Below are 21935 nucleotides of genomic sequence, written 5' to 3'. Positions count from 1 at the left end.
TTCATGAAAAAGAATTTATTTTATATATTAGCTATTCTGGCTATCACGGGAATGTGGAGTTCCTGTAGCGATAATGATGGCGGAGAAGATGAACCGGAGATGCCTCTTACCGCACCGGAGGTGTCTGTACAGAACTTGAGCTTGAAAAATGCTATTCTTCCCGCGAAAGCAGTAAGATTAAGAGCGAATATCATCAACACCACGCATGCTGACCTGCAATGGTTCGTGGAGGGGAAGGCAACATCAACAGACACGATATACGAGTTCTCGTCCGCCACAGAGGGAGAGTATAAAATCAAGGTGACGGCATCCAACATCTTGGGCGAGGCATCGGACAGCACGTATATCACGGTACAGGACGGTTTCAAAATCTCGGATGTCAAAAACTGGACGGGCGAAGGCGATTGCCGCTCGGTGCTGGCGATACAATGGGTAAAACCGGAGGTGGAGGATTTATTGCACCCGGCAGACGAGGATGTCTTTTTCCGGGCGTGGGGATACAAGTGGAATAAACCGCAAAAAGGGAAGATACCCCCCACGGGATTTGACATGATTAAAGCCATTGCCAAGAGTGCTCCCCGCTTGTTCGTCATCGTTTCGAGCGATGCCCTAGGGACTACTATCAAGGGGTTCGGTTATGACGGCAACGGTGACGGGAAAATCTCGATTGAAAGCGATGATTTCGAGCACGACAAAAGAGAATACAAGGGGATTTCTTTGACAGAAGCGGATTTCACGGATGGCATATACGTGCAAAAGCAAGAGGATAACATTGACGACGTCAGGGTTACCAGCGAAGGCGACTGGTGGATGGGTGGCTGGTACGTGGCTTATGCATCCTACTGGTTGGGATACGGGGAAGCCGTACTGGAAGCGGAAGAGTACGAGTATTCCAATTTCTACGCCAGTAACCGGGAACTGGAAGACGAGTGCTGGGATGCATGGACATTCTCCCCGATTAATGATGCGGAACAAAATATCCTACCCATACCCCGCTTGTTGAAAGCAGCAGGCATCAAATAGCAATAGCATATTCCAAAATACTTAACTAAAAAATAATTTTATACTTGAGCTCCCGAATAATCCGGGAGCTTTTTTACTTCCACATCATCAATACATTTTAAGAATAGACTAAAAGGAGTGCGATTTGAATATAAAATAAAAAAAATACTTGATTATTTAACATCATTCCTCTATCTTCGCGAAGAATAATGGAAGTGAGTGGTGTCCCGATTCGCGTATCGCATTTCGGGATGAAAAGGGAATCAGGTGCAAATCCTGAACAGAATCCCCTGCTGTAAGTTTCACTATACTTCCCGGGCATACTTTATCCACTGTCCCCGACACGAGGGACGGGAAGGAAGCCCCGGAGAAGGAAACGAGTCAGAAGACCTGCCACAAGCTAATATGTTTCATGTTCAAAGGGAAAGGAGAACATAAACGCCAGTACCGTTTACAAGTCGATATTTGACGCCATCTTTTTCCTACAAACAGAAATGTTTGTATCCACGTGGGATACATGGGTATGAATTAATTATTGCGTTTTTTAATATATAAAATTAATTCAAAAAAAACAGTTATGAAGAAGTTGTATTTCTTTTTTATCGTGTGGGGATTGATGATCTCGTTGTTTAGCGCGTGTAGTGATGATGATGACTACATCCCAACCCTGCCCATCGTGGGTTTCGCGCAAGGGAATTATTCCATGGAGTTGACGGATTCCATCGTGTTCAGGGCGGAAGTTACCAATGCTTTGGAAAACACGTTTAGTTGGGCACTGGACAACGATGAGGTTTCGACAGGTGACACATACGTGTTCAAAGCAGAAAACAGCGGCACCTACCAACTAGCCCTGACCGCAAAAAATTCAGACGGCACGACGACCAAAACCGCAACGATTACCGTGAATCCCGGTAAGTATAAAAACGGGACTTTTATACTGAATGAAGGGTTAGTTACGACTCACGGCTCGTTGATTTACATCAGCCCGGAAGGAGATATTACCCCTAATGTATATTACAAGGTGAACGGCGAGTATTTAGGAGATGTGTGCCAAGACCTATATATCAAAAACAACAAAATGTATATCGTATCCCAAAATGGAGGAAACGGGGGTGGTTTTCTAACCATTTGCAATGCTGAAACATTAAAAAAAGAACGTTCTTTTCATGATCCTTTTATCTTAGGAATAGACACGAGTTATTATGAAGACGAGGGAAAGATGGTGCAAGTAATCGATACCACTTTCTCGTATTGGCCAACACACATTGCCGTATTGGGAGATGACGATATCTATATACGTGATAATAGGAATGGCATCTTCCTAATGCACCCGTCAACAGTGGCAAATGATCACAGAGCGACTCTAATCAAAGGCACCCAAGGCGCCCGGAAAAATACCATGGCTGTGGCAGAAGGAAAATTATTTGCCTCACGAAGAAACACGGTCATAGTTATCGAACGAGGCAAAAACGAGGTTGCACATACAATTGCATTCGGGAAGAAACAGATTTCCGGGCTAATCAAAGCCACAGACGGAAACCTTTGGGCCTCGGATGAAGGCGGTATTATCTACAAAATCGACCCGAAATCATATGAAATATTAGCACAAAATCAATTGGAAGGTGAAGCAGCCTCACTTTTGCGTATCAGAGCATCGCAACCTGCCGCACCGAACATCACTGCCAAGGGAGATACGATATATATCAGCAACACGACCACAACAATTTATCGTCACATTTTCAGTACAAATGAAACAAAATACATGATTGATGCCAAAAATTGGATTCCCGCTTCTTCTGATTTCTGGGAAGGGAACTACGCGAGTAAGCCATTGGTATATAATACTTGTGCTGTTCATCCTATCACGGGAGAGGTCTTTTTAAACACGGTAAAGGGAATTGGCTCACAACGCCACACGAACCATATCACGATTTTTGATTTCAGCCGCATTAATCCCGAGAGCGAAAATTATGCCAGAATAAGTCGTGATTACGCAAATTACACGGATTATCCTGCTAATGTATTCTTTACCTATAACTTCAAGTAAATCATTTAAAACAATCAAAACAATGAGAAGTTTATTATCAAAATCTTTCATAGCCTTATTATTTATCGGCTTTTTAGCTTCTTGTAACGAGGATACATCCATCTTAGCGGAAATGGAAGATTTAAAAACAAATACAACGCCTTTAGTTGTAAATGAAAATCTTCAATCCGTCAATTCTATTAATGATATCCAAAACTGGACAGGAACGGGAAATAACCGTTCCGCACTTACGATCCAATGGGTAACAGCCTCAGATATTGAGAATCCCACTGATGATGAAATTCATTTCTTGGCATGGGGATACCGTTGGGCTTCCGGTGCAACGGGAATAGATATGGTTAAAGCTATCGCAAAAAAAGATACTCGCTTGTACGTTATTCTCGGAAATAATTTCGGGGGAGTCACAATCAAGGGATTCGGGTATGACGGAAATAATGATGGAAAAATTAAAATCAGTAATTCTTCTCTCACTTTAACAGAAAAGGACTTCGTGAACGGCATCTATCAAGAAAAGAATGGGGATAATTTAGACGGTATGAAAACCTCTTCTCCCGAAGACCTCTGGATGGGCGGCTGGTACGAAGCCTACGCAAGTTATTGGTTAGGCTGGACTGACGCAACGACAGTACCGGATGGATTTGATTATTCACAATATCTAGTTGCTCAACGTTCATTAGCAAATAATTCTTGGGATGCTTGGACGTTCTCCACGATTAATTCGGCAGAATACAATGTTGATCCCAGACCGGAATTATTGAAAGCCGCACCCAATAATTAAGAAAAACAATAGCAGGATAATACACTTATAAAAAAGACCGACCGAAAAGTAAAATTTTCGGTCGTTTTTTTTTTACACAAATCAATTCAAACCTAAAGAAAAAAAAACTACATCAAGCAATCAAGTTCCATATTTTTGAGCCAACAATTTTCAAAAACAAAACACATTATACTTATTATAAGCACAATAGAAAACATCAATCCCAATAAAATTATTTTATTTGAAAACCACTATTGAAATACAATTATTTTATCATACATTTGCCATGCATTCGGTTCACTCCGGTGACGAACAGGGAAGCAGGTGAAAATCCCGCACTATACCCGTAGCTGTAAGCTCTATTCAACGCTTGAATCAATAATCCACTGTCACGCTGTCGACGGGAAGGAGATTCAAAAGCGAGAGTAAGTCAGAAGACCTGCCGATTGCAAATAAATTGGAGCTTTCGGGTGAAAAGCGAAAAAGACAATTCTCTGCCATACACGATCTTTTCTCGTGTTTCCCCCGAAGTATTTTTTTAATTATTAAAATTTTAATCATGGAAACATCAACCACGTTCTCAAGAATCGTGAAACGCAACGGGGAAATTTGCGATTTCAAACCGGAAAAGATTGAACAAGCTATTTTTAAGGCAACGAGAGCCATCGGACAGCCCGATCGTAAAACGGCACGTGCCCTGTGTGACAAAGTCGTGCAAATTCTTGCCGCAAGCACACCGGAAAAGGAACTCCCGCACGTGGAACAGGTACAGGACACCGTGGAGCTAGTACTGTTCCAGCACGGCGACCTGCAACTGATGAAAACGTACTTGCTTTACCGCAAGCAACACGAGCAAATCCGAAACTCGAAGACCTTACTGACAAATATAGAGGTAATGGATAATTACCTGTCATTGAGCGATTGGAGGGTAAAAGAGAGTGCCAATTCCTCGTACTCGCTGCAAGGACTGAATCAGCATATATCCACGCAAATCACATCCAATTACTGGCTGAGCCAACTCTACCCGGAACGGGTATCGGAAGCGCACAAAAGCGGGGCGTTGCATATCCACGACTTGGGATTCCTAAGCGTCTATTGCGTGGGATGGGACTTGAAGGATTTACTTACCGTCGGATTCCGGGGAGTGGAGGGGAAAGCGCAAAGCAGCCCGGCAAAGCACCTTCGCACGGCTCTCGGACAAATCGTGAATTTCTTCTATACCATGCAAGGCGAGGCCGCTGGGGCACAGGCTTTTTCTAACTTCGACACGTTCCTCGCCCCCTACATACGCTATGACAAGTTGAACTACAAGCAGGTGAAACAATGCTTGCAGGAATTCCTGTTCAACTTGAACGTACCCACCCGTGTAGGATTCCAGACACCGTTTACCAATATCACGATGGATCTCGCCGTACCCGATTTCTTGAAAAACGAACATATCGTGCACGGGGGTGAAATCAAAGAAGAGGTGTACGGGGATTTCCAAGCCGAAATGACGATGCTTAACAAAGCGTTCGCCGAAGTGATGAGCGAAGGGGATGCTTCCGGCAGCCTGTTCTCGTTCCCCATCCCGACGTACAATATTACCCCGGACTTTGACTGGAATAACCCGGAGTACGAGGGCATCTGGGAAATGACAGCAAAATACGGTATTCCTTATTTCTCCAATTTCGTAAATTCGGACATGAAGCCGGATGACGTGCGCAGTATGTGTTGTCGCCTTCGTCTGGATAAACGGGAACTCATGAAACGGGGCGGCGGTTTGTTTGCAGCGAACCCGTTGACCGGATCGGTAGGTGTGGTCACGATCAACCTGCCCCGCTTGGGATATGAAGCCGCATCGGAAGAGAATTTCTTCCAACGCCTGCAACACTTGATGGAAATCAGCAAGGAAAGTCTGGAAATCAAGCGCAAAATTATTGAACGCTACACGGAAAAAGGGCTGTATCCTTATTCCAAATATTACCTGCGTTACGTGAAAGAGCGTTACGGGTGTTTCTGGAAAAACCATTTCTCGACGATCGGTATCAACGGCATGAACGAGTGTTGCATGAACTTCCTCGGGGTTCCTATTTCACACCCGGACGGGATGGGATTCGCACAAAAAGTGATGCACTTTATGCGAGATATACTGGCACAATTCCAAGATGAAACCGGTAATATCTATAACCTTGAAGCCACTCCGGCGGAAAGTACCTCTTACCGATTCGCTTTGCTCGACACGACCGAATATCCCGATATTATCGTTGCCAACCAAGAACAATTCAAACAGGGTGCCGATCCTTATTACACGAACTCCACGCATCTGCCCGTGAACTTCACGGACGACCTGTACGAGGCACTCGACCAACAGGACAAATTACAAACGCTGTACACGGGTGGAACTGTTTTCCACGTGTTTACCGGAGAACACCGCACGTCCGCACAAGCGGCTAAAAACATGATTCGTAAGGTAACGGCAAATTTCCGCCTACCTTATATCACGCTCTCGCCCTCGTTCAGCATATGCCCCTCGCACGGGTACATCGCGGGAGAACATTTCAAATGTCCGCGTTGCGGGGCTTCCTCGGAAGTGTACAGCCGGATAGTAGGGTACATGCGTCCCGTGAGCCAATGGAACAACGGGAAACGAGCCGAGTTCGACGACCGGAAACTGTTTGACAAGAGCGTCCGGGAAAAAGAAAGAGTACTATGCGAATAGGAGGATTTGTCAAACAAAGCCTAATCGACTGGGAAGGCAAAGTATCCGCGGTGATATTCACGAAAGGTTGCAATTTTCGCTGCGGTTACTGCCACAATCCATCTCTTGTACTGCCGGAATTACTCCGGCAGACACAAGACTTAAAGGAAGAGGAGATATTCGGTTTTCTCGATAAACGATTAGGGTGGCTTGATGGGGTGGTGATATCCGGGGGTGAACCGACATTGCACGAAGACCTGCTCCCGTTTATCCAAAAAATAAAAGCTCTCGGGTTACCCGTGAAACTCGACACGAACGGGTCGAATCCGGAGATTTTACAACAACTGATTGCAGGACGATGGATAGATGCCGTGGCAATGGATATCAAATCCTCCCTCTCGCTCCCCTGCTACCGAAAGGTAAATTACACAATGACAGCCTCGTTGCTGGAAAAGATACAAGAATCTATCCGGATTATCAAAACCTCCGGACTGGAATACCAGTTCCGGACGACGGTTATCCCGCAAGTGCAAAGCCCCGAGGACATCCAAAACTTACAGGAAAAATTCTCAGGTACACACTATGTCATGCAGGAGTTCCGGGACGGGGATATTCTGGATAAATATATACACGAATAAACGAAATAATATTACTTTTACACACCCATTTTATATATCAAGATTATGCAGAAGTTCATTTTATTATCCATATTACTTATCACGGCAATCACCGGATACTCACAAAAACGTATCGTATCGCTCGCCGCCTCCATCACGCAAAACCTGTATCTTTTAGGAGCAAACGAGGACATCGTGGGATGTACCCGTTTTTGCATCACGGAACCGGCAGATTCTATTCCCGTAGTGGCTGACGCAGTGAACGTGAACATGGAGAAGATCGTGGCTCTCCGTCCCGATATCGTTCTCACCGGAGGACTTACTCCGCCTAAAGTTCTGGAAGGACTCGAACGCATGGGTATAAAGACGCTACGACTGGAACAACCCAAAAACTTCGAGGAGATATGCGAGCAATTCATTATTCTGGGAGAATTATCAAATAAAAAGACAAAAGCGGAAAGCACCGTGCAAGAGTGCAAAACACGATTGGAAGAAGCCAAGAAAAACATTCCTTCCGACAGACATCCCAAGGTATTCATGGAGATCGGATGCGACCCGTTGTATACCGCCCTACCCGGATCGTTCATGCACGACTATATCCAACAAACCGGTGGGATAAATATCGCCAAAGACCTCGACAATGCCATGATATCCAAAGAATTTGTTCTTCTCCAAAACCCGGATATCATTTTCATCGTCGGCATGGGCATCGTGGGCGAAAACGAGATTTCCAAATGGAAAGAGATCAATAGCCTCAATGCCGTGAAAAATGACAAGCTATTCCCGCTTGACGATTACATTTGCAGCCCCACGCCCATCACTTTCGTGGAGACGGTAGAAGAGTTGATCAAACTACTGTATTGATCAGGCAATTTGTATCCCGAGCTTACGGAAATTCTTCGGCTGACCGAAAAGCACGAACACGTCTTTTGTCGTGAACACAAGGTCGGCAGGAGGATTGTCCATGACCAGCGTTTTATCGGCCTTGGCATCGTAACGCTTTAACGCTACCAGCTTTAACCCGAACTCTTCCTCGAAATTGGCATCCTCTAACTTTCGTCCCACGAAAGTGGAATGTACTTCCCACTCGATAATTAAATGGTCGTCGTCCACCACGTAAGAATCAATTGTCGTACCCAACTCCACTTTCGTGGCAAAGAAATCGGCATATTCCCACTCGGGGTTTACGATTTCCGTGATTCCCATAGACGTTAAAATCACCTTGTGCACGGGAGAGATGGAACGGGCTACGATACGCTTCACCCCAAACTGCTTCAACAGCGCTATCACGAATAACGAGGTTCCAAAATCCTTACCGAATACCACGAACACGACATCCACGTCCAGCAACGGCAAGGTCTGCAACGCTTGGGCATTCTTCACGTCCAACGCTACCGTGTTCGTGATCGATTCCTTGTACAAATTGATCTTACTAATATCCGAATCGACGCCCAATACTTCATTCCCCCGCTTTGTCAACCGTTGTGACAGAGCAAGCCCGAAATTTCCCAGTCCAAATACAATACACTTCATAATAATTGAAAATTGAAAATTGAAAATTGAAAATGAAAAACATATTTTCCATTTCCGAGATTCAATTCGTTATTATATATCATTACCTTTTCCATTTATATTATCTGTCCAAATTATTATTCACGTCCTACTCTAATCATTTTCAATTTTCAACTTTCAATTTTCAATTATTAAAGTATTACCGTGTCGTCCGGGTAAGTATACAGCTTCACTTCCTGCCTGCGGATAAAGCAAGCCAGAAGGGTGAGCAAGCCGACACGACCGACGAACATCGTGAGGCTGACGATCAGTTTGCCCGCAACACTCAGATGCGGAGTCAGATCCATGGTCAATCCTACCGTACCCAAGGCGGAAACGATCTCGAACACGGCTTGGGTTATCGTGGCTGTCGGTTCCAAGATGATAATGGCGAATGTACCCAGAATAATCCAAAGGATGGAAAGCACTATCACGGAATGTGCCCGATTCACGTTCTCCCGAGTCAGTTGACGATGCGCTACCACTACCCGATCGTTTCCCGTGAGATTCGCCCAAATATTCTTCAACGCGATCACGAATGTAGTTACTTTTATACCACCGCCCGTGGACATAGGAGCCGCACCAATCCACATCAACACGATAGTCAGAAAGATTGTCGTCGGGTGCAAAATGGATATATTCACGTTATTGAAACCCGCCGTACGGGGCGTCACCGCTCCCATGAACGAGGTCGCAAATTTACCCGTCAGGGACATTCCCTCCAAGGCATTGTGATTCTCAAATATCCAGAATAATCCCGTTCCCACGACCAACAACACCAAGGTTGTCGGCAACACGATACGAGTTGTCGTACTCACGATACGGGGTTCATGAACCACCTTGTAATTCAGTCCCAACATACATTTTATCTGATTCCGGATTCCATAGTGCAGAAGACGCCCGTAATTAAACAAAATCGGGAACCCGATACCCCCGAAGATAATCAGAAACGCCAGAATAATCTGCAACCCGTACAGGTGGCGAATCAAGGGATCGTAGAGATTTCCCGGTAAAGTGGAGAACCCCGCGTTACAGAAGGCAGAGATCCCATGGAACAGGGAAAAAAAGATTTTATTCCCGACTCCCGCAACATCCTGTATCTGCAAATATACCAGATAGACACCTATTCCTTCTATAATAAACGTTGTCAAAACAATGTACACGACAGTCCTGAATATATCGCTCAGGGAAGCCTCGTTCAGCAAGTTCTTCATCATCAATTGATCGTGAAAAGAGGTCCCGCTCAAAAACGACATGGCGAAAAAACTCGTGAAGGTCATTACCCCTATACCACCGACTTGAATCAGAAACAACAAAACGACCTGCCCCATTAACGTGAACGTTCCCCCGGTATCGACCACCGTCAATCCCGTCACGCACACGGCACTCGTCGAAGTGAAAAGCGCATCCGTGAAACTTATTCCCCCGTAGGTTGCGTTAGGCAACCTCAACAATACCGCTCCCAGCAATATAATAAACAGGAAACTCCCGGCAAAAAGAACTTCCGGCTTCACCCGGCTTCGTATAACGACAAATATCTGTTTAGAGAGCTGAATAATACTGAGCAGCAATACCACCCCGTAAGTCAATATACGCTCTATCTTGAATAACACGGGGCGTTCCGTTTCAAACCCCGGTGTATCGAAATGTTTGGATAACAAGGTTAAGGCGAACAAGAAGAACAGCACCAGCACTTCTACCCAAAAACCTTTTTCCGCTCGTAACAATCTAAAATTAAACACGAACCGCAACAATCCAAGAGCTAGAAAAAGACGCATGATTTCCCGAAACACGTAATATATTTCGTGGGAATAAGTATCGGGCATCCTGAAACCGAACCGATAAATGACTAAAATAACAGCCAGAAATGAAGCAAGGAATAACAATACATTGCTTACCAGTTCCACCATTTTTTTGACAGACTTGTATATTTTCCTCGCTCTATATTGAAACTCCACTGAAAGCATAACATCTTTTTCTAGTTTTTAACGACAGCCCCCTGCACGAGGTTACAAAAAACGCAAAAAACTCATTTGCCCGGAGCATGTCAAAAGTCCCCGCTACTAACTTGTAAAGCTCTTTCAAGTTTAACCAATATTTCGCATCTTTGCACTGAAAATCACTATTGAATTTCCCCATGCAAGGAAAATATTATAAATGGATTCTATTTCTGGCTTTTTTACTGCTTCTCCTCGCGGGAAGTATTGTGGCAGGGCTTTGCTTCGGGGAGATTCGTTTTTCCATTCAAGATATATTTCAACTCTGGAACGGGGACCCGGAGGATGTTCGCCTGAACATCCTGCGTCAATTAAGAGTTCCCCGCATCATTCTCGGATTTATCGTCGGCGGTGCTTTAAGCCTGTCCGGAGTCATCCTGCAAGGAATCTTCCGCAACCCGCTCGTTGAGCCTTATACCTTGGGGATATCGGGGGGTGCATCGGTGGGAGTCACGGCTGCCATCGTCCTGTCACTACATACCCTGCACGGGAGTTTTATGCTTCCCCTCGCCGGGTTTGCCGGGGCTCTTGTCACGGTCATTCTGGTTTACACACTCGGAGTCCGACGAGGTAATGTCCGCGTACACAGCCTCCTGCTGACAGGGGTGATGATTAGTTTTATCTCTTCCTCGCTCATGTTGCTGATCATGTCCGTCACCAAAAGCGAGAACTTGCACGGTATCGTGTTTTGGATCATGGGTTCTCTGAATGAAACCGACCCGACACTTATTGCACTGATTTCCGTGACCAGTCTCGTCGTGCTATGCCTTGCTTTTCTATACACCCCGGCGTTGAACGCCATGCGTTTGGGGTCGGAAAGAGCCATACAATTAGGTATTAATGCCAACTGGGCTATCAAGGTTCTTTTTTTGCTCAGTTCCCTGCTTACCGGAATATGTGTTTCTATTGTCGGGGTTATCGGGTTCGTGGGATTGATTATCCCTCAACTCATGCGTTTTATCATCGGTTCCGATTTTCGGATTTTGCTCCCGAGTTCTTTTATCGGGGGAGGTATCTTCTTGATTTTATCCGACATTTTCGCCCGAACGATTATTTCGCCCAACGAATTACCGATTGGGGTAATCACCGGAATTATCGGGGGTGTCATTTTCATCCTCGTGATGAGTAACACCAAAACGAAAAAAACGATAGACTGATATGGATAACGCGATAGAAATAGAAAACCTTCAATGTGGCTACAACCATAAATTCACGATACGGGATATCTCGTTCACCGTGGAACGGGGTAAATTGACTTCCATTATCGGTCCCAACGGGGCGGGCAAAACAACTTTATTCCGAGCCATCACCGGCATGCTACCCGTGCAACAAGGCTCTATCCGGATAAACGGCACGGACGCATTCCGCATGACGCATAAAGCAAGGGCAAAACAACTTGCCATTGTCAACCAGACCGTGGAAGCGGATTTTATCTCTATCGAAGACTACGTTCTCATGGGACGCCTCCCCTACCACGCCCCGCTACAACTTTTCGAGAACAAGGAGGACTACGCCATTGCCGAAAAGAATATGCGATTAACAGGTATATGGGAAAAACGTGCAAAACTCATGAACCAACTTAGCGGTGGCGAACAACAACTGGCAGCCATTGCCCGGGCTCTCACCCAACAAACGGAGATTCTCCTGCTTGACGAACCCACTTCCCATTTGGACATATCCCACCAGATGCGAATACTGAATCTCGTGCAACGCTTGAACCGGGAACAAAACCTTACCGTGTTGCTTATCATTCACGACCTGAACCTCGCCAGCGAATTCAGCGACCGACTGATTATGCTCAAAGAAGGAAGTATTCACTCGAGCGGCACCCCGGAAGAAGTATTGACTTACGACAATATCGAAAGCGTCTACGACACACTGGTTATTACTCAAAGTAATCCTCTTTCGGGTAAACCCTGCGTGTTCCCCGTGTCGGATAAACATCACTTCATAAATACAAAATAAACAGCAAGTACAAGACAGACGCAAGCCGCCAGATGATTCCATTGGAACGTCACCCCCTTGAAGAAGACCATGGAAAAAATAATAAAGATGGTCAAAGTGATCACTTCTTGAACGACCTTCAACTGCATTAACGAGAAAGGTCCCCCGTTCCCGATGAATCCCAGACGATTGGCCGGTACCTGCGCACAATATTCGAAAAGAGCAATACACCATGAAAAGAGGATAACACCGAAAAGCGGCCAGTTATCTATCCACTTCATTTCCTGCAACTTCAAGTGTCCATACCAAGCAAATGTCATAAAAATATTCGAGACAATCAATAATAATATCGCATAAAGTCCTTGCATAGTATCAAATATTAATCCATGAAATGATCTCTTAAATCGACGCGAAAGTATAAAATTTATTATCTTTGTTGATAACGATTGGGACAAACTTTTATCAAGTACCAGAATCATGAAAGCAAATAAAATTCAAAAAATAGAGATCCGCAATATATGGGGAAAATATAATTTCCGGTGGGAAAACTTGAATCCGGACGTGAATATACTCACGGGTATCAACGGTAGCGGTAAGACCACGTTTTTTAATATTATCGACGCCTTGCTATCTGCCGATGTCAAACGGTTGAAATTATACAATATCGAGGCGGAAATCATGATCGACGGTAACGAGATCAATTTCCGAAAAGATAGTTCCGTGTCTTCCATAAGACAAAAACTAGCCGGGGTAAATTATCTGAAAATAAGTACATTCGATGTGCCTATCCGCGATAGACGAAAAATGGGTAAGGAAGACAGTCCCCTGTTGAGCGAGTTAAAAGAGATCGTGTACAGCGTGGGAGAGAACAACAACTCTTTTTCCGATTATCGTCTTCGTGCCACGAACTTTCCCGAGCAGGCAGAGAAAATCAACCGCCGGATTCGCGATTTCTATGACACGGTGAATCATCTGTTTGCCGGTACCGGAAAAACGATAGAAATTGACCCGATGACTAACCAGCTTGTTTTCCGTGACGGCAACGAGCTTATTCACCTGTACAAACTCTCCTCGGGAGAGAAGCAATTGTTAATCATCCTGCTCCGGGTTTTTCTCATGGACGGACAACCTTATATCCTTTTGATGGACGAGCCGGAAATTTCATTGCACATCGAGTGGCAATACCGTCTTTTTGAAGAGATTCAAAAACTAAACCCACATTGCCAGATCATCACGTCCACGCACTCCCCGAGTCTTTTCGGCGACGGTTGGGGTGACAAACTCGTGTTTATCGAAGACTTATTAATTCAGTGACTATGACTAATTTTAGATTTATGATTTCAGATTTTAGATTGAGCCTGCCTATCAATCGTAAATCGTAATTCATAAATCGTAAATTAATTAATTTTCAATTGTTATGTTTCGCCCTCCTATATCAAAAGAAAAATATTACTACCACGCTGCCAAACGCTTTATGATGGACGCACAGTTGTTACGGTGTCGTGCCGCCATACACGTGGAAGACAAGGATGATATTGTATTCTGGAGTACCATTTTCAAACATTTTCGTCCTAATGACCGGTTTCACTTTATCGCCGGCTCCCGGAACGAGAAAGGACACGAAACCAAAGGCGTGACACAATGTTTGAAATACATCAAATACTTGAATCCTAAATTCTTTATCTGCATTGACAGTGACTATCGTTATTTATTGCAGGAACGGAATATAGATATCAACCATTACATTTTTCAAACCTACACTTATTCTTTCGAGAATCATCACTGTTACGAAGAGGGACTAAATGACTTATGCCGCCGGATCACCACGTTGCCCAATCATCTTTTTGATTTCAGGCAATTCTTGAAAGAATACTCGAATATCGTGTACAAACTATTCCTTTGGCATCTTTATTTCCTTGTTGCCGATCCTAAACGCTTCTCGATAGCGGAATTCAACGAACTGGCATCATTCGAGTGGCAACGCCGCCCCGACATCCGACAGAACGGACGCAAAGAGTTGAATATCCTAAAAAACAAGGTCGATCGCAAACTGGCACAATTACGTAGAGCCTATCCTAAAGCAGACCTTTCTATTCTGGAAGATAAATATAAAGAAATAGGATTGACGCCCGATACGACCTATCTTTTTATCCGGGGGCATAACGTGTACGATATGGTCTATATGCTCAACCGGGAAGTGTGCAAAAAAGTTTTACGACAAGCGAAAGACGCCTCCGCGGGAACACATCCGCGAGTTAATTTATTCGGTTACCGGAATAGTATTGATGACCAACTGAAGAAAAATATCCAGTTCGGGGCTTATCCCGCTATCTTGAAAATAGAGGAAGATATTCACACGCTGTTCTGACATCGGATTTTATTTCCAAGGTTTTTCTGTTGCAAGGACAGCCGTATGCTTCGCTCCGGCTTTCCCAATCGTGAAGCGAACCGAAACATATATTCTCTTACCGGAAAGCGAGGATTCCCATTTCGGACTTTCCGCCAACAAGCGAATCAATTCTTTATTACTTTCTTTGGAGAAACCGTCTTTAATACGGATACGGCTAGGTACTTTCTTTTTATTCAGTTCAAAAGAAACCAGAATAATACCTTCATTTCCATTTTTCACGTCTTTTTCCGGGTATTTCAGAGCATCCGCCATGTAACGATTAAAACGTACAATATCATCCGCGGAAACTATCGTATCTTTTTTTAATTCATTCCCACTGACAGTCGCGACAGCTCCCACCATACTTGTTTTCTTTACTGTATTATAACCTGTAACGACGACCTCATCCAATTTCTGCTGGTCTACTTCCATCTTCACTTGTATCTGAGTCCCGGCTTTTACAACAACGCCTTGCATTTTCATCCCGATAAAATTAAAGGTCAAATACGTTTTCCCCTCCGGAAGTTCCAACCGGAAAGTTCCTTGTTCATCAGTCACTGTCCCGACACTTGTTCCGGAAACAAGAATCGTTACACCCGGTAACACCTCTCCTTTTTCATCGGTCACGATACCCTCCACCGTATTCATCGATACCCCACGTTCTTTTTTCATCACCTCCATCGCAACCTCCGCTTGTTCCGATTGTACCTTCCGCAACATGCTCACGTGAGCAGAATCCTCTACACCATGACTACTATCCGCAGAAAAAACCTCAATAGCCTCACGCCTCATTTCTCGCGGGGCAACCATAGCCATTTCCTTTTCCAGAACTTTCGATGTATCTTCCCTTTCGACAAGCCACAAAGTACCACACATCGCCAAAACCAAAAACGAGGCAGCAATATACAACCAGCTCCGGCTTTTCTTCTTACTCCCCCGGACACGCTCCTCCAAATGACGCTCCAAACGAATCAGACCATCAATCGGGTCCCCCGGGGTAGAGGTCAGTCCTTCCAATGCCTCGTACAGAAACGGGTCAGACAAAGCTTCCCGCTCCAGCCGATTGGCGGACTCCCCTTTCCGGTTGCCCCGCAGGTAATCTTTTATGTCATCATTCCGTTTCATACGATGTTATTCCTTTACGTTCCAAACACAATTTCAAATTTCGTTTCCCGTTCTGAATAAAACTTTTTACATTTTTCAGGGAAAACCCTGTTCGCTCTTCCACTTCCTTGTAAGAAAGTTCCTGCAGGAAAAAATAATTCACGCTGATACGCTGCTTCTCGGGGAGAGCCTCAATACAATCCTGCAATGCTTTTTCCCGTTCTTCATTCTCTCCTGCTATTGTAAGATGAAAATCATCGCAAAATTCCATAAAAGAATCGTCTAAAGAAACCGATAAATTTCTTGTCCGCTTCCGAAGTTCCATCAGACAATAGTTTCGTACGCAGGTATAAAGCCATGGTTTGAATGTTTTGATATCGCTCCCTTTTACTTTCACTATCAATTCCTCGAACAACTGCATAACGGCATCCTGTGCATCTTCCGGTCGTTTTAAATATTTCAATGCCACACCATACACAAGCGGCATATATCTTTTGTAGACCTCTACCAGATACACCAACTCTCCTTTTGCACAATACTTCCGCAAAAGTTCCTCATCCGTTCTATGTTCCTGAACCTGATTCACATCCAAGTATTGATTTTTACAAATATACGAATTTATAAAATTTCTTTCTCAAATTTATGGAATTTCTTCTGCCAAATCATCTTCTTGAAAAAATAACTCTAATATTATATCGCTTATGAGAACTTACCATTTATTCCAAAAGATCACATTTATAGTGAGTTTGCTAGTTAGCTTGAGCCTATTGGCTTCTGCCCAAAAATCTTTGGTCACGGGAAAAGTAATTACAGACAAAGATGATCAACCGCTTCCCGGTGTCACCATCATTATTAAAAACACTTCTATCGGGACGGTATCTAATGTATCCGGAGAATTTTCTATTCAAGCGCAAATTGGGGATACTCTTGTTTTCTCGTTTATCGGACTTCAAACCCGCCTAGTAAAAGTGGAAAAGACAAAATTACTCGTGAAATTACATGGAGATCAAAATCAACTGGAAGAAGTTGTCGTAAGCGGGTATCACACGGTCAAGAAAGAGGCCTTTGTCGGGAGTTGCGTTACAGTCAAGGGTAACAGCTTACAACGACGAGCAGATTATTACTCTAACACGGAAGAATACAACAGTTTTTCACAAAATCAATTCCGTAAAGCACTGGATGCCCCGCTTTCCACGTTCTCCATTGACGTGGATGTGGCTTCCTACTCGAACATGCGGCGTTTTATCAACAACGGGCAAATACCTCCCGCTGATGCCATTCGCACGGAAGAATTGCTGAATTACTTCACGTATGATTATCCCGCTCCCCGGGGTAATGATCCGGTGAGCATCACGACTGAAGTATCCGCGGCCCCGTGGAATCCGCAACATCGCTTGGTACATATCGGAATCAAGGCAAAAGAAATTGCCATGGAAAATCTACCTGCCTCCAACCTCGTGTTCCTGATTGATGTTTCCGGTTCCATGAGCGACCAGAATAAATTACCTTTGTTGAAGTCGTCGTTAAAAATGCTCGTGCAAAAACTTCGCCCGCAAGATCGGGTAGCCATCGTAACCTATGCAAACCACACGAAAGAGTTGCTGCCTTCCACGTCCTGTGAAGATAAACAAAAGATCATATCTGTTATCGAAAGTCTGTATGCCAGCGGCGGAACTGCCGGAGGCGACGGGGTACAAAGAGCTTACCGGGTTGCCGAAGCCAGCTTTATCAAGAACGGGAACAATCGGATTATTCTTGCCACGGACGGCGATTTCAACATCGGATTATCCTCTCCCCAAGAACTGGAGAAACTGATCGAAACCAAACGTTCTTCGGGTATCTACCTTACCGTATTAGGATTCGGTATGGGTAATTACAAGGACAACCGGGTACAAACGCTAGCTGAAAAAGGAAACGGCAATCACGCGTACATAGACAACCTGACTGAAGCAAAAAAAGTTCTGGTGAGTGAGTTCGGGGGAACATTATTCACCGTTGCCAAAGACGTGAAAATCCAAGTCGAATTCAATCCCGCGAAAGTACAGGCATACCGTTTAATCGGGTACGAAAGTCGTTTATTGGAAGACAAGGACTTTAACGACGACACGAAGGATGCCGGAGAAATGGGAGCCGGGCATAGCGTGACCGCCTTGTATGAAGTTATCCCGGTCGGAGTCAAGAGTAATTTGTTGGGAGATATCGATCCGTTGAAATACCAGAAAACCGAAAAGAAAGAGAAAAAATCACTGACGGATAGCCCGGAGTTACTGACACTGAAACTCCGGTACAAACAACCGGATTCAGACAAAAGTTCCAAAATGGAAGTTGCCGTCATTGATAAAAATACTTCATTGAATAACGTTTCCGAGAACTTCCGATTCTCGGCAGCCGTGGCAGGCTTCGGAATGCTGTTGCAAGACTCCAAGTATAAAAATGATTTGACTTACGATGACGTCATCCATCTTGCCCGTGAAGCCACCCAATACGATCCGGAAGGCTACCGGAAAGAGTTTATCCGTCTGGTCGAAAGTGCCGCCTTACTGAAGTAGTAAGGCGCACATCTATTTCATAAACTCGTACGCGGAAAGCATAACAATCTTACAGCCATCCTGCTCAAAATTAAAAAAAGTCTACAAAATCCGAACGGATTTTGTAGACCTTCCAAGTACTAAAAACGAGTGATTATTTTATCAAAATATCCCCTTTCAAAGCTGCCCGCGGAACAACAACTTCAGCAGAACCACAAGCATAAGCCCCGAGTACGTATTGTCCGTACAAAAAATAAACTGACGTTGCATTAAAATTGATTGCCCCCGCCAAATCTAATGTAGGTTCCATCGTAAAGCAACCGTCCGGATTCTTAAAATTAGCCTTCAACAGCGTGTTTATCTGTGCGGCATTGGCATAATTCAAGATTTCCTTGTTCGTTAGGAACTTTTGATTTTTCACGTCATAATTGAATGAATAATAAGTCGTCATTCCATGCGCTCCTCCCGTGAAGGAATAAACTCTTAAACGTACGCTGATAAATTGGTCGGTAGCCATAAACACGCTATCGTCAACTATCAACTCGTACTTCCAGTTCGGACGTTCATCCGGTTTGTCCGCAAATGTTTGGAATAATTCCGTAGCATCCGCCCGCAAGCTATCTTTCAAGTCATTTACTAACTTTTCGATCTTGCCGTTCAAAACCATGCAACTCTTGTTGATAGCCTCGTCTGCGGCAGAGAAGACCGAACGGTCGATCCGGATGTCACAATCTTCCGAAGTTACTTCCGAGTGCTCCTGTTTCACGTTCAGATTCTGAACTCTAGGCTGGCATCCCACGAACACGAGAGCCAATCCAATTGCCATAATTAGTGTACTTTTCATAGTGTGTTTTGTTTTTTTGTGTGTACCACAAAAGTATGAATTTAAACGAGTGATTATTCACTCCTCACAATTATTTTTTTAACAAATCCAGCTCTGCCAATTTCTGTTTAATTTTCATCTGTATCATCGCTTTTGTCATCTCTTGGGCAATCTGCATTGACTCCATAAAAGCCTGATTATAACACTTTTTCGACTCCTCATATTCCTTCAACACTTTATTCGTATCTCCTAACATCGCCAAGAAATTAATCTTATCCAATAACGACACGTCCGTGTATTGCAACGCCTTGATCGTCCATTCTTTAGTTTTCAAAATAACATCTTCAGGCACTTTTCCTCCCGTGGCGACATACACTTTTTGTGCAGCCATACCATAATCCGTCGCCCGAGCCTCATCTCCCAATTCTTTTAAATAAGCATCCATCGATTTCATGTACGCTTCGCCGTCCTTTTTATAAAATATCTGGTACTCGGCATCATACAGATAAGTAAACCGTTGGCGGGCAGACATCGTTTTTTGAGGCACCACGCTATAAGTCAATTTCATATCCCCGTCAATACGTTCCAGATATTTCTTATACTCTTCTTTCCCGGCACGTGCCAGATTCTCTATCATTTTATTATTATACTCCATCACGTAATAAGCGGGCCCTTCACCCAACGCCAGATACGCTTCCATATTTTTATTCATAAACTCCATCAGTTTATCCCCCGGTTTTTCCGCTTGGTGAAAGGTATTAATAATCCGATAATCCTCCGCATTGATTAGTTCCGGTCCCATCTTCAAATCGATATACTCTTTGAAGAGTTTCTCGATTCGGGCGATCCATTTGGCACGCTCCATATCTTCCAACGTACCCACGTAAGCCGGAGCCCCCGCCAACACCTGCTGCATCAACTGCAAATCATTTTTTGAAGATTTAAGTTTCGCATAAGTCTCCTCGAAACTCATTTCGTCCCCAGTGGCAACCTTTGCCAATTTCAGAAAAGCATCCCCTGCCAATGCCCCCACGGACTGAGATAAAAGTTTTCCTTCAGCGCTAAAAAAAGCCAATGTCGGCAAAGACTTTACCTTATATTGTTTGACGACAGGTCTGTTTGCAGGAGCCTCGGTATCTATCTGAACAGAAATAAATCGCTCATTAAAATACTCCCCCACGGCGGGCAAAGTAAACACATCTTTGGCCATGCGTTTACAAGGTCCGCACCAGTCCGCGTAGAAATCCACAAAAAGCATTTTTCCCTCTTGTTTCGCTTTTTCCAAGGCAGCATTAAAATCCCCCTCAAAAAAAACAATGCCTTGTCCGAATGCCCGGACTCCCCCGAGCAATACCAATAATATAACTAAAATCGTTTTCATTTCTTTTCTGTTTAGAAGTAAACCCGGCAAGGATGTGCCGGGTTTACCCGAATAAATAATCTATTTTACAATAAACGTATATACATCCGGCAATGCAGATGAATAACCGTCATTCAAAACCCTCAACGTAACCACATAGCGTCCCGCGGGGAGTTTCGTGTACAAAGGTAATTCCATCACACCCCCTCCGCGAACAATGATTTCCTGTTTAAATAATTCAGCATCTCCCCCGTCCGAAGCCTTCACGCTCACGAACTCATACTGCAAAGGAGCCGTTCCCAGCACTCCTTGAATTTTCGGCGTCACCCAAGGAGCCTCGTTAGCAATTCTAACAGCATCTTCTACCGGGTCTAACGTTTTTTTCACTTCCAATTCATTCGGCAAATAACCAGCATTATCCGCCTTCAAATACCCGATTTTCATATCCTGGCATCCCCAACAGGTCATGACCAGTACAAGAAATAAATATACTTGTTTCATCATCATATTCTGTTTTTATAATTGTCCCAAGGTGTAAGAGTAATCCAAAGAATGAACGAACCCGTTATCCGTTTCGATATCGGTTGAAGCCACATCAATCATAGCCCTCGAATCGAAAGAAATTATTTTCAGGTAAACGGGTCCCACGTCCGGGATATCATGATAAGTATCCCGAAACGAATATATCCAGAACTTCGTTCCAAAAGCATTCGTGAACACTTCGCCACCCTCGCCTTGTGTCTGCCCGAGAATCTGTTCTCCCCGGGGAATATCATCCCGCTTGTGAACACCCGCAACCACGTGTTTCAACAGTATATCCCGACATACTTCTACCGGAATATCTTGAATAGCGTCATATCCCTGTTCTATCATCCAACGAAGGATAGATAAATTCGTCGGTCCGAAAAAAGTCATTTTCTCGTATCCCGCCTGTTTCCCCTGAAACAAATCCCGCAACCCGGCACGTTCCACTAAAAGCAGAGTACTGTCCCAATCGTAAGAACTGGAATGTAAATAATCGTACATCGTCCCGTCAAAACGACCGTTTGCCAATCCCGTGTCAATATAATTGTATTTTGTTTCACAAGAAAAAAGCGAAAACAAAATCAAAATCAATCCTATATTTTTCATCATCT

General features: G+C 44.2%; 20 protein-coding genes and 2 riboswitches. Of the genes, 11 read left to right on the top strand and 9 right to left on the bottom strand.

Annotation, left to right across the window (positions count from 1 at the left end; genetic code table 11):
• Nucleotides 1-3 precede the first annotated feature (3 nt).
• From L0M98_RS09790 to L0M98_RS09765, 6 genes are all read left to right on the top strand, one after another.
• Nucleotides 4-1023 (top strand): PKD domain containing protein, encoded by a 1020-nt coding sequence (locus L0M98_RS09790; protein ID WP_227215753.1) that lies wholly within the window; start codon nucleotides 4-6, stop codon nucleotides 1021-1023.
• Between the two features lie 182 nt (nucleotides 1024-1205).
• Nucleotides 1206-1414: riboswitch (cobalamin riboswitch) on the top strand.
• 165 nt (nucleotides 1415-1579) lie between these two features.
• Nucleotides 1580-3049: a DUF5074 domain-containing protein gene (locus L0M98_RS09785; protein WP_227215754.1), complete on the top strand. Its 1470-nt coding sequence runs from the start codon at nucleotides 1580-1582 to the stop codon at nucleotides 3047-3049.
• A gap of 22 nt (nucleotides 3050-3071) precedes the next feature.
• Nucleotides 3072-3827: a hypothetical protein gene (locus L0M98_RS09780; protein ID WP_227215755.1), complete on the top strand. Its 756-nt coding sequence runs from the start codon at nucleotides 3072-3074 to the stop codon at nucleotides 3825-3827.
• Nucleotides 3828-4082: 255 nt separating this feature from the next.
• Nucleotides 4083-4267, top strand: a riboswitch (cobalamin riboswitch).
• A gap of 98 nt (nucleotides 4268-4365) precedes the next feature.
• On the top strand, nucleotides 4366-6507 hold the full coding sequence (locus L0M98_RS09775; protein WP_227215756.1) for a ribonucleoside triphosphate reductase: 2142 nt from the start codon (nucleotides 4366-4368) through the stop codon (nucleotides 6505-6507).
• On the top strand, nucleotides 6498-7124 hold the full coding sequence (locus L0M98_RS09770; protein WP_227215757.1) for an anaerobic ribonucleoside-triphosphate reductase activating protein: 627 nt from the start codon (nucleotides 6498-6500) through the stop codon (nucleotides 7122-7124). Before L0M98_RS09775 ends, L0M98_RS09770 begins: the two co-directional genes overlap by 10 nt.
• A gap of 45 nt (nucleotides 7125-7169) precedes the next feature.
• On the top strand, nucleotides 7170-7967 hold the full coding sequence (locus L0M98_RS09765) for an ABC transporter substrate-binding protein (protein ID WP_227215758.1): 798 nt from the start codon (nucleotides 7170-7172) through the stop codon (nucleotides 7965-7967).
• On the opposite strand, the gene L0M98_RS09760 is transcribed toward L0M98_RS09765, so the two are convergent.
• Both L0M98_RS09760 and L0M98_RS09755 read right to left on the bottom strand, forming a co-directional pair.
• Nucleotides 7968-8636, bottom strand: coding sequence for a potassium channel family protein (locus tag L0M98_RS09760; protein ID WP_227215759.1), 669 nt, complete (start codon nucleotides 8634-8636; stop codon nucleotides 7968-7970).
• Between the two features lie 170 nt (nucleotides 8637-8806).
• A complete protein-coding gene (locus L0M98_RS09755) occupies nucleotides 8807-10621 on the bottom strand; it encodes a TrkH family potassium uptake protein (RefSeq protein WP_227215760.1) in 1815 nt (604 codons plus the stop codon).
• 170 nt (nucleotides 10622-10791) lie between these two features.
• Here L0M98_RS09755 and L0M98_RS09750 point away from each other — a divergent pair, with 170 nt between their 5' ends.
• Both L0M98_RS09750 and L0M98_RS09745 read left to right on the top strand, forming a co-directional pair.
• Nucleotides 10792-11808 carry a FecCD family ABC transporter permease gene (locus L0M98_RS09750; RefSeq protein WP_227215761.1) on the top strand — a complete coding sequence of 339 codons (1017 nt, stop codon included), beginning with the start codon at nucleotides 10792-10794 and terminating at the stop codon, nucleotides 11806-11808.
• 1 nt (nucleotide 11809) lies between these two features.
• Nucleotides 11810-12616 (top strand): ABC transporter ATP-binding protein, encoded by an 807-nt coding sequence (locus tag L0M98_RS09745; protein WP_227215762.1) that lies wholly within the window; start codon nucleotides 11810-11812, stop codon nucleotides 12614-12616.
• On the opposite strand, the gene L0M98_RS09740 is transcribed toward L0M98_RS09745, so the two are convergent.
• Nucleotides 12595-12963: a DMT family protein gene (locus L0M98_RS09740; RefSeq protein ID WP_227215763.1), complete on the bottom strand. Its 369-nt coding sequence runs from the start codon at nucleotides 12961-12963 to the stop codon at nucleotides 12595-12597. The genes L0M98_RS09745 and L0M98_RS09740 overlap by 22 nt on opposite strands.
• A gap of 109 nt (nucleotides 12964-13072) precedes the next feature.
• On the opposite strand from L0M98_RS09740, the gene L0M98_RS09735 reads away from it, so the two are divergent.
• A complete protein-coding gene (locus L0M98_RS09735) occupies nucleotides 13073-13909 on the top strand; it encodes an AAA family ATPase (protein ID WP_099290996.1) in 837 nt (278 codons plus the stop codon).
• Nucleotides 13910-14012: 103 nt separating this feature from the next.
• Nucleotides 14013-14963 (top strand): DUF4435 domain-containing protein, encoded by a 951-nt coding sequence (locus L0M98_RS09730; RefSeq protein WP_186974602.1) that lies wholly within the window; start codon nucleotides 14013-14015, stop codon nucleotides 14961-14963.
• Nucleotides 14964-14972: 9 nt separating this feature from the next.
• On the opposite strand, the gene L0M98_RS09725 is transcribed toward L0M98_RS09730, so the two are convergent.
• A complete protein-coding gene (locus tag L0M98_RS09725) occupies nucleotides 14973-16109 on the bottom strand; it encodes a carboxypeptidase-like regulatory domain-containing protein (protein ID WP_227215764.1) in 1137 nt (378 codons plus the stop codon).
• On the bottom strand, nucleotides 16096-16674 hold the full coding sequence (locus L0M98_RS09720) for an RNA polymerase sigma factor (protein ID WP_227215821.1): 579 nt from the start codon (nucleotides 16672-16674) through the stop codon (nucleotides 16096-16098). Before L0M98_RS09720 ends, L0M98_RS09725 begins: the two co-directional genes overlap by 14 nt.
• A 115-nt stretch (nucleotides 16675-16789) precedes the next feature.
• On the opposite strand from L0M98_RS09720, the gene L0M98_RS09715 reads away from it, so the two are divergent.
• On the top strand, nucleotides 16790-18637 hold the full coding sequence (locus L0M98_RS09715) for a vWA domain-containing protein (RefSeq protein WP_227215765.1): 1848 nt from the start codon (nucleotides 16790-16792) through the stop codon (nucleotides 18635-18637).
• A 133-nt stretch (nucleotides 18638-18770) separates the two neighbouring features.
• On the opposite strand, the gene L0M98_RS09710 is transcribed toward L0M98_RS09715, so the two are convergent.
• From L0M98_RS09710 to L0M98_RS09695, 4 genes are all read right to left on the bottom strand, one after another.
• On the bottom strand, nucleotides 18771-19460 hold the full coding sequence (locus L0M98_RS09710; RefSeq protein WP_227215766.1) for a DUF4163 domain-containing protein: 690 nt from the start codon (nucleotides 19458-19460) through the stop codon (nucleotides 18771-18773).
• Between the two features lie 70 nt (nucleotides 19461-19530).
• Complete coding sequence (locus L0M98_RS09705; RefSeq protein WP_227215767.1) at nucleotides 19531-20820, bottom strand: thioredoxin family protein; 1290 nt, start codon at nucleotides 20818-20820, stop codon at nucleotides 19531-19533.
• A gap of 60 nt (nucleotides 20821-20880) precedes the next feature.
• A complete protein-coding gene (locus L0M98_RS09700; RefSeq protein WP_227215768.1) occupies nucleotides 20881-21306 on the bottom strand; it encodes a hypothetical protein in 426 nt (141 codons plus the stop codon).
• A 9-nt stretch (nucleotides 21307-21315) separates the two neighbouring features.
• Entirely contained in the window at nucleotides 21316-21933 is a 618-nt protein-coding gene (locus tag L0M98_RS09695; protein ID WP_227215769.1) for a fasciclin domain-containing protein, read from the bottom strand.
• Nucleotides 21934-21935 lie beyond the last annotated feature (2 nt).

This window comes from Butyricimonas sp. DFI.6.44 (assembly GCF_022132345.1).
Classification (GTDB): domain Bacteria; phylum Bacteroidota; class Bacteroidia; order Bacteroidales; family Marinifilaceae; genus Butyricimonas; species Butyricimonas muris.
This window is presented reverse-complemented; position numbering and strand designations above follow the sequence as displayed.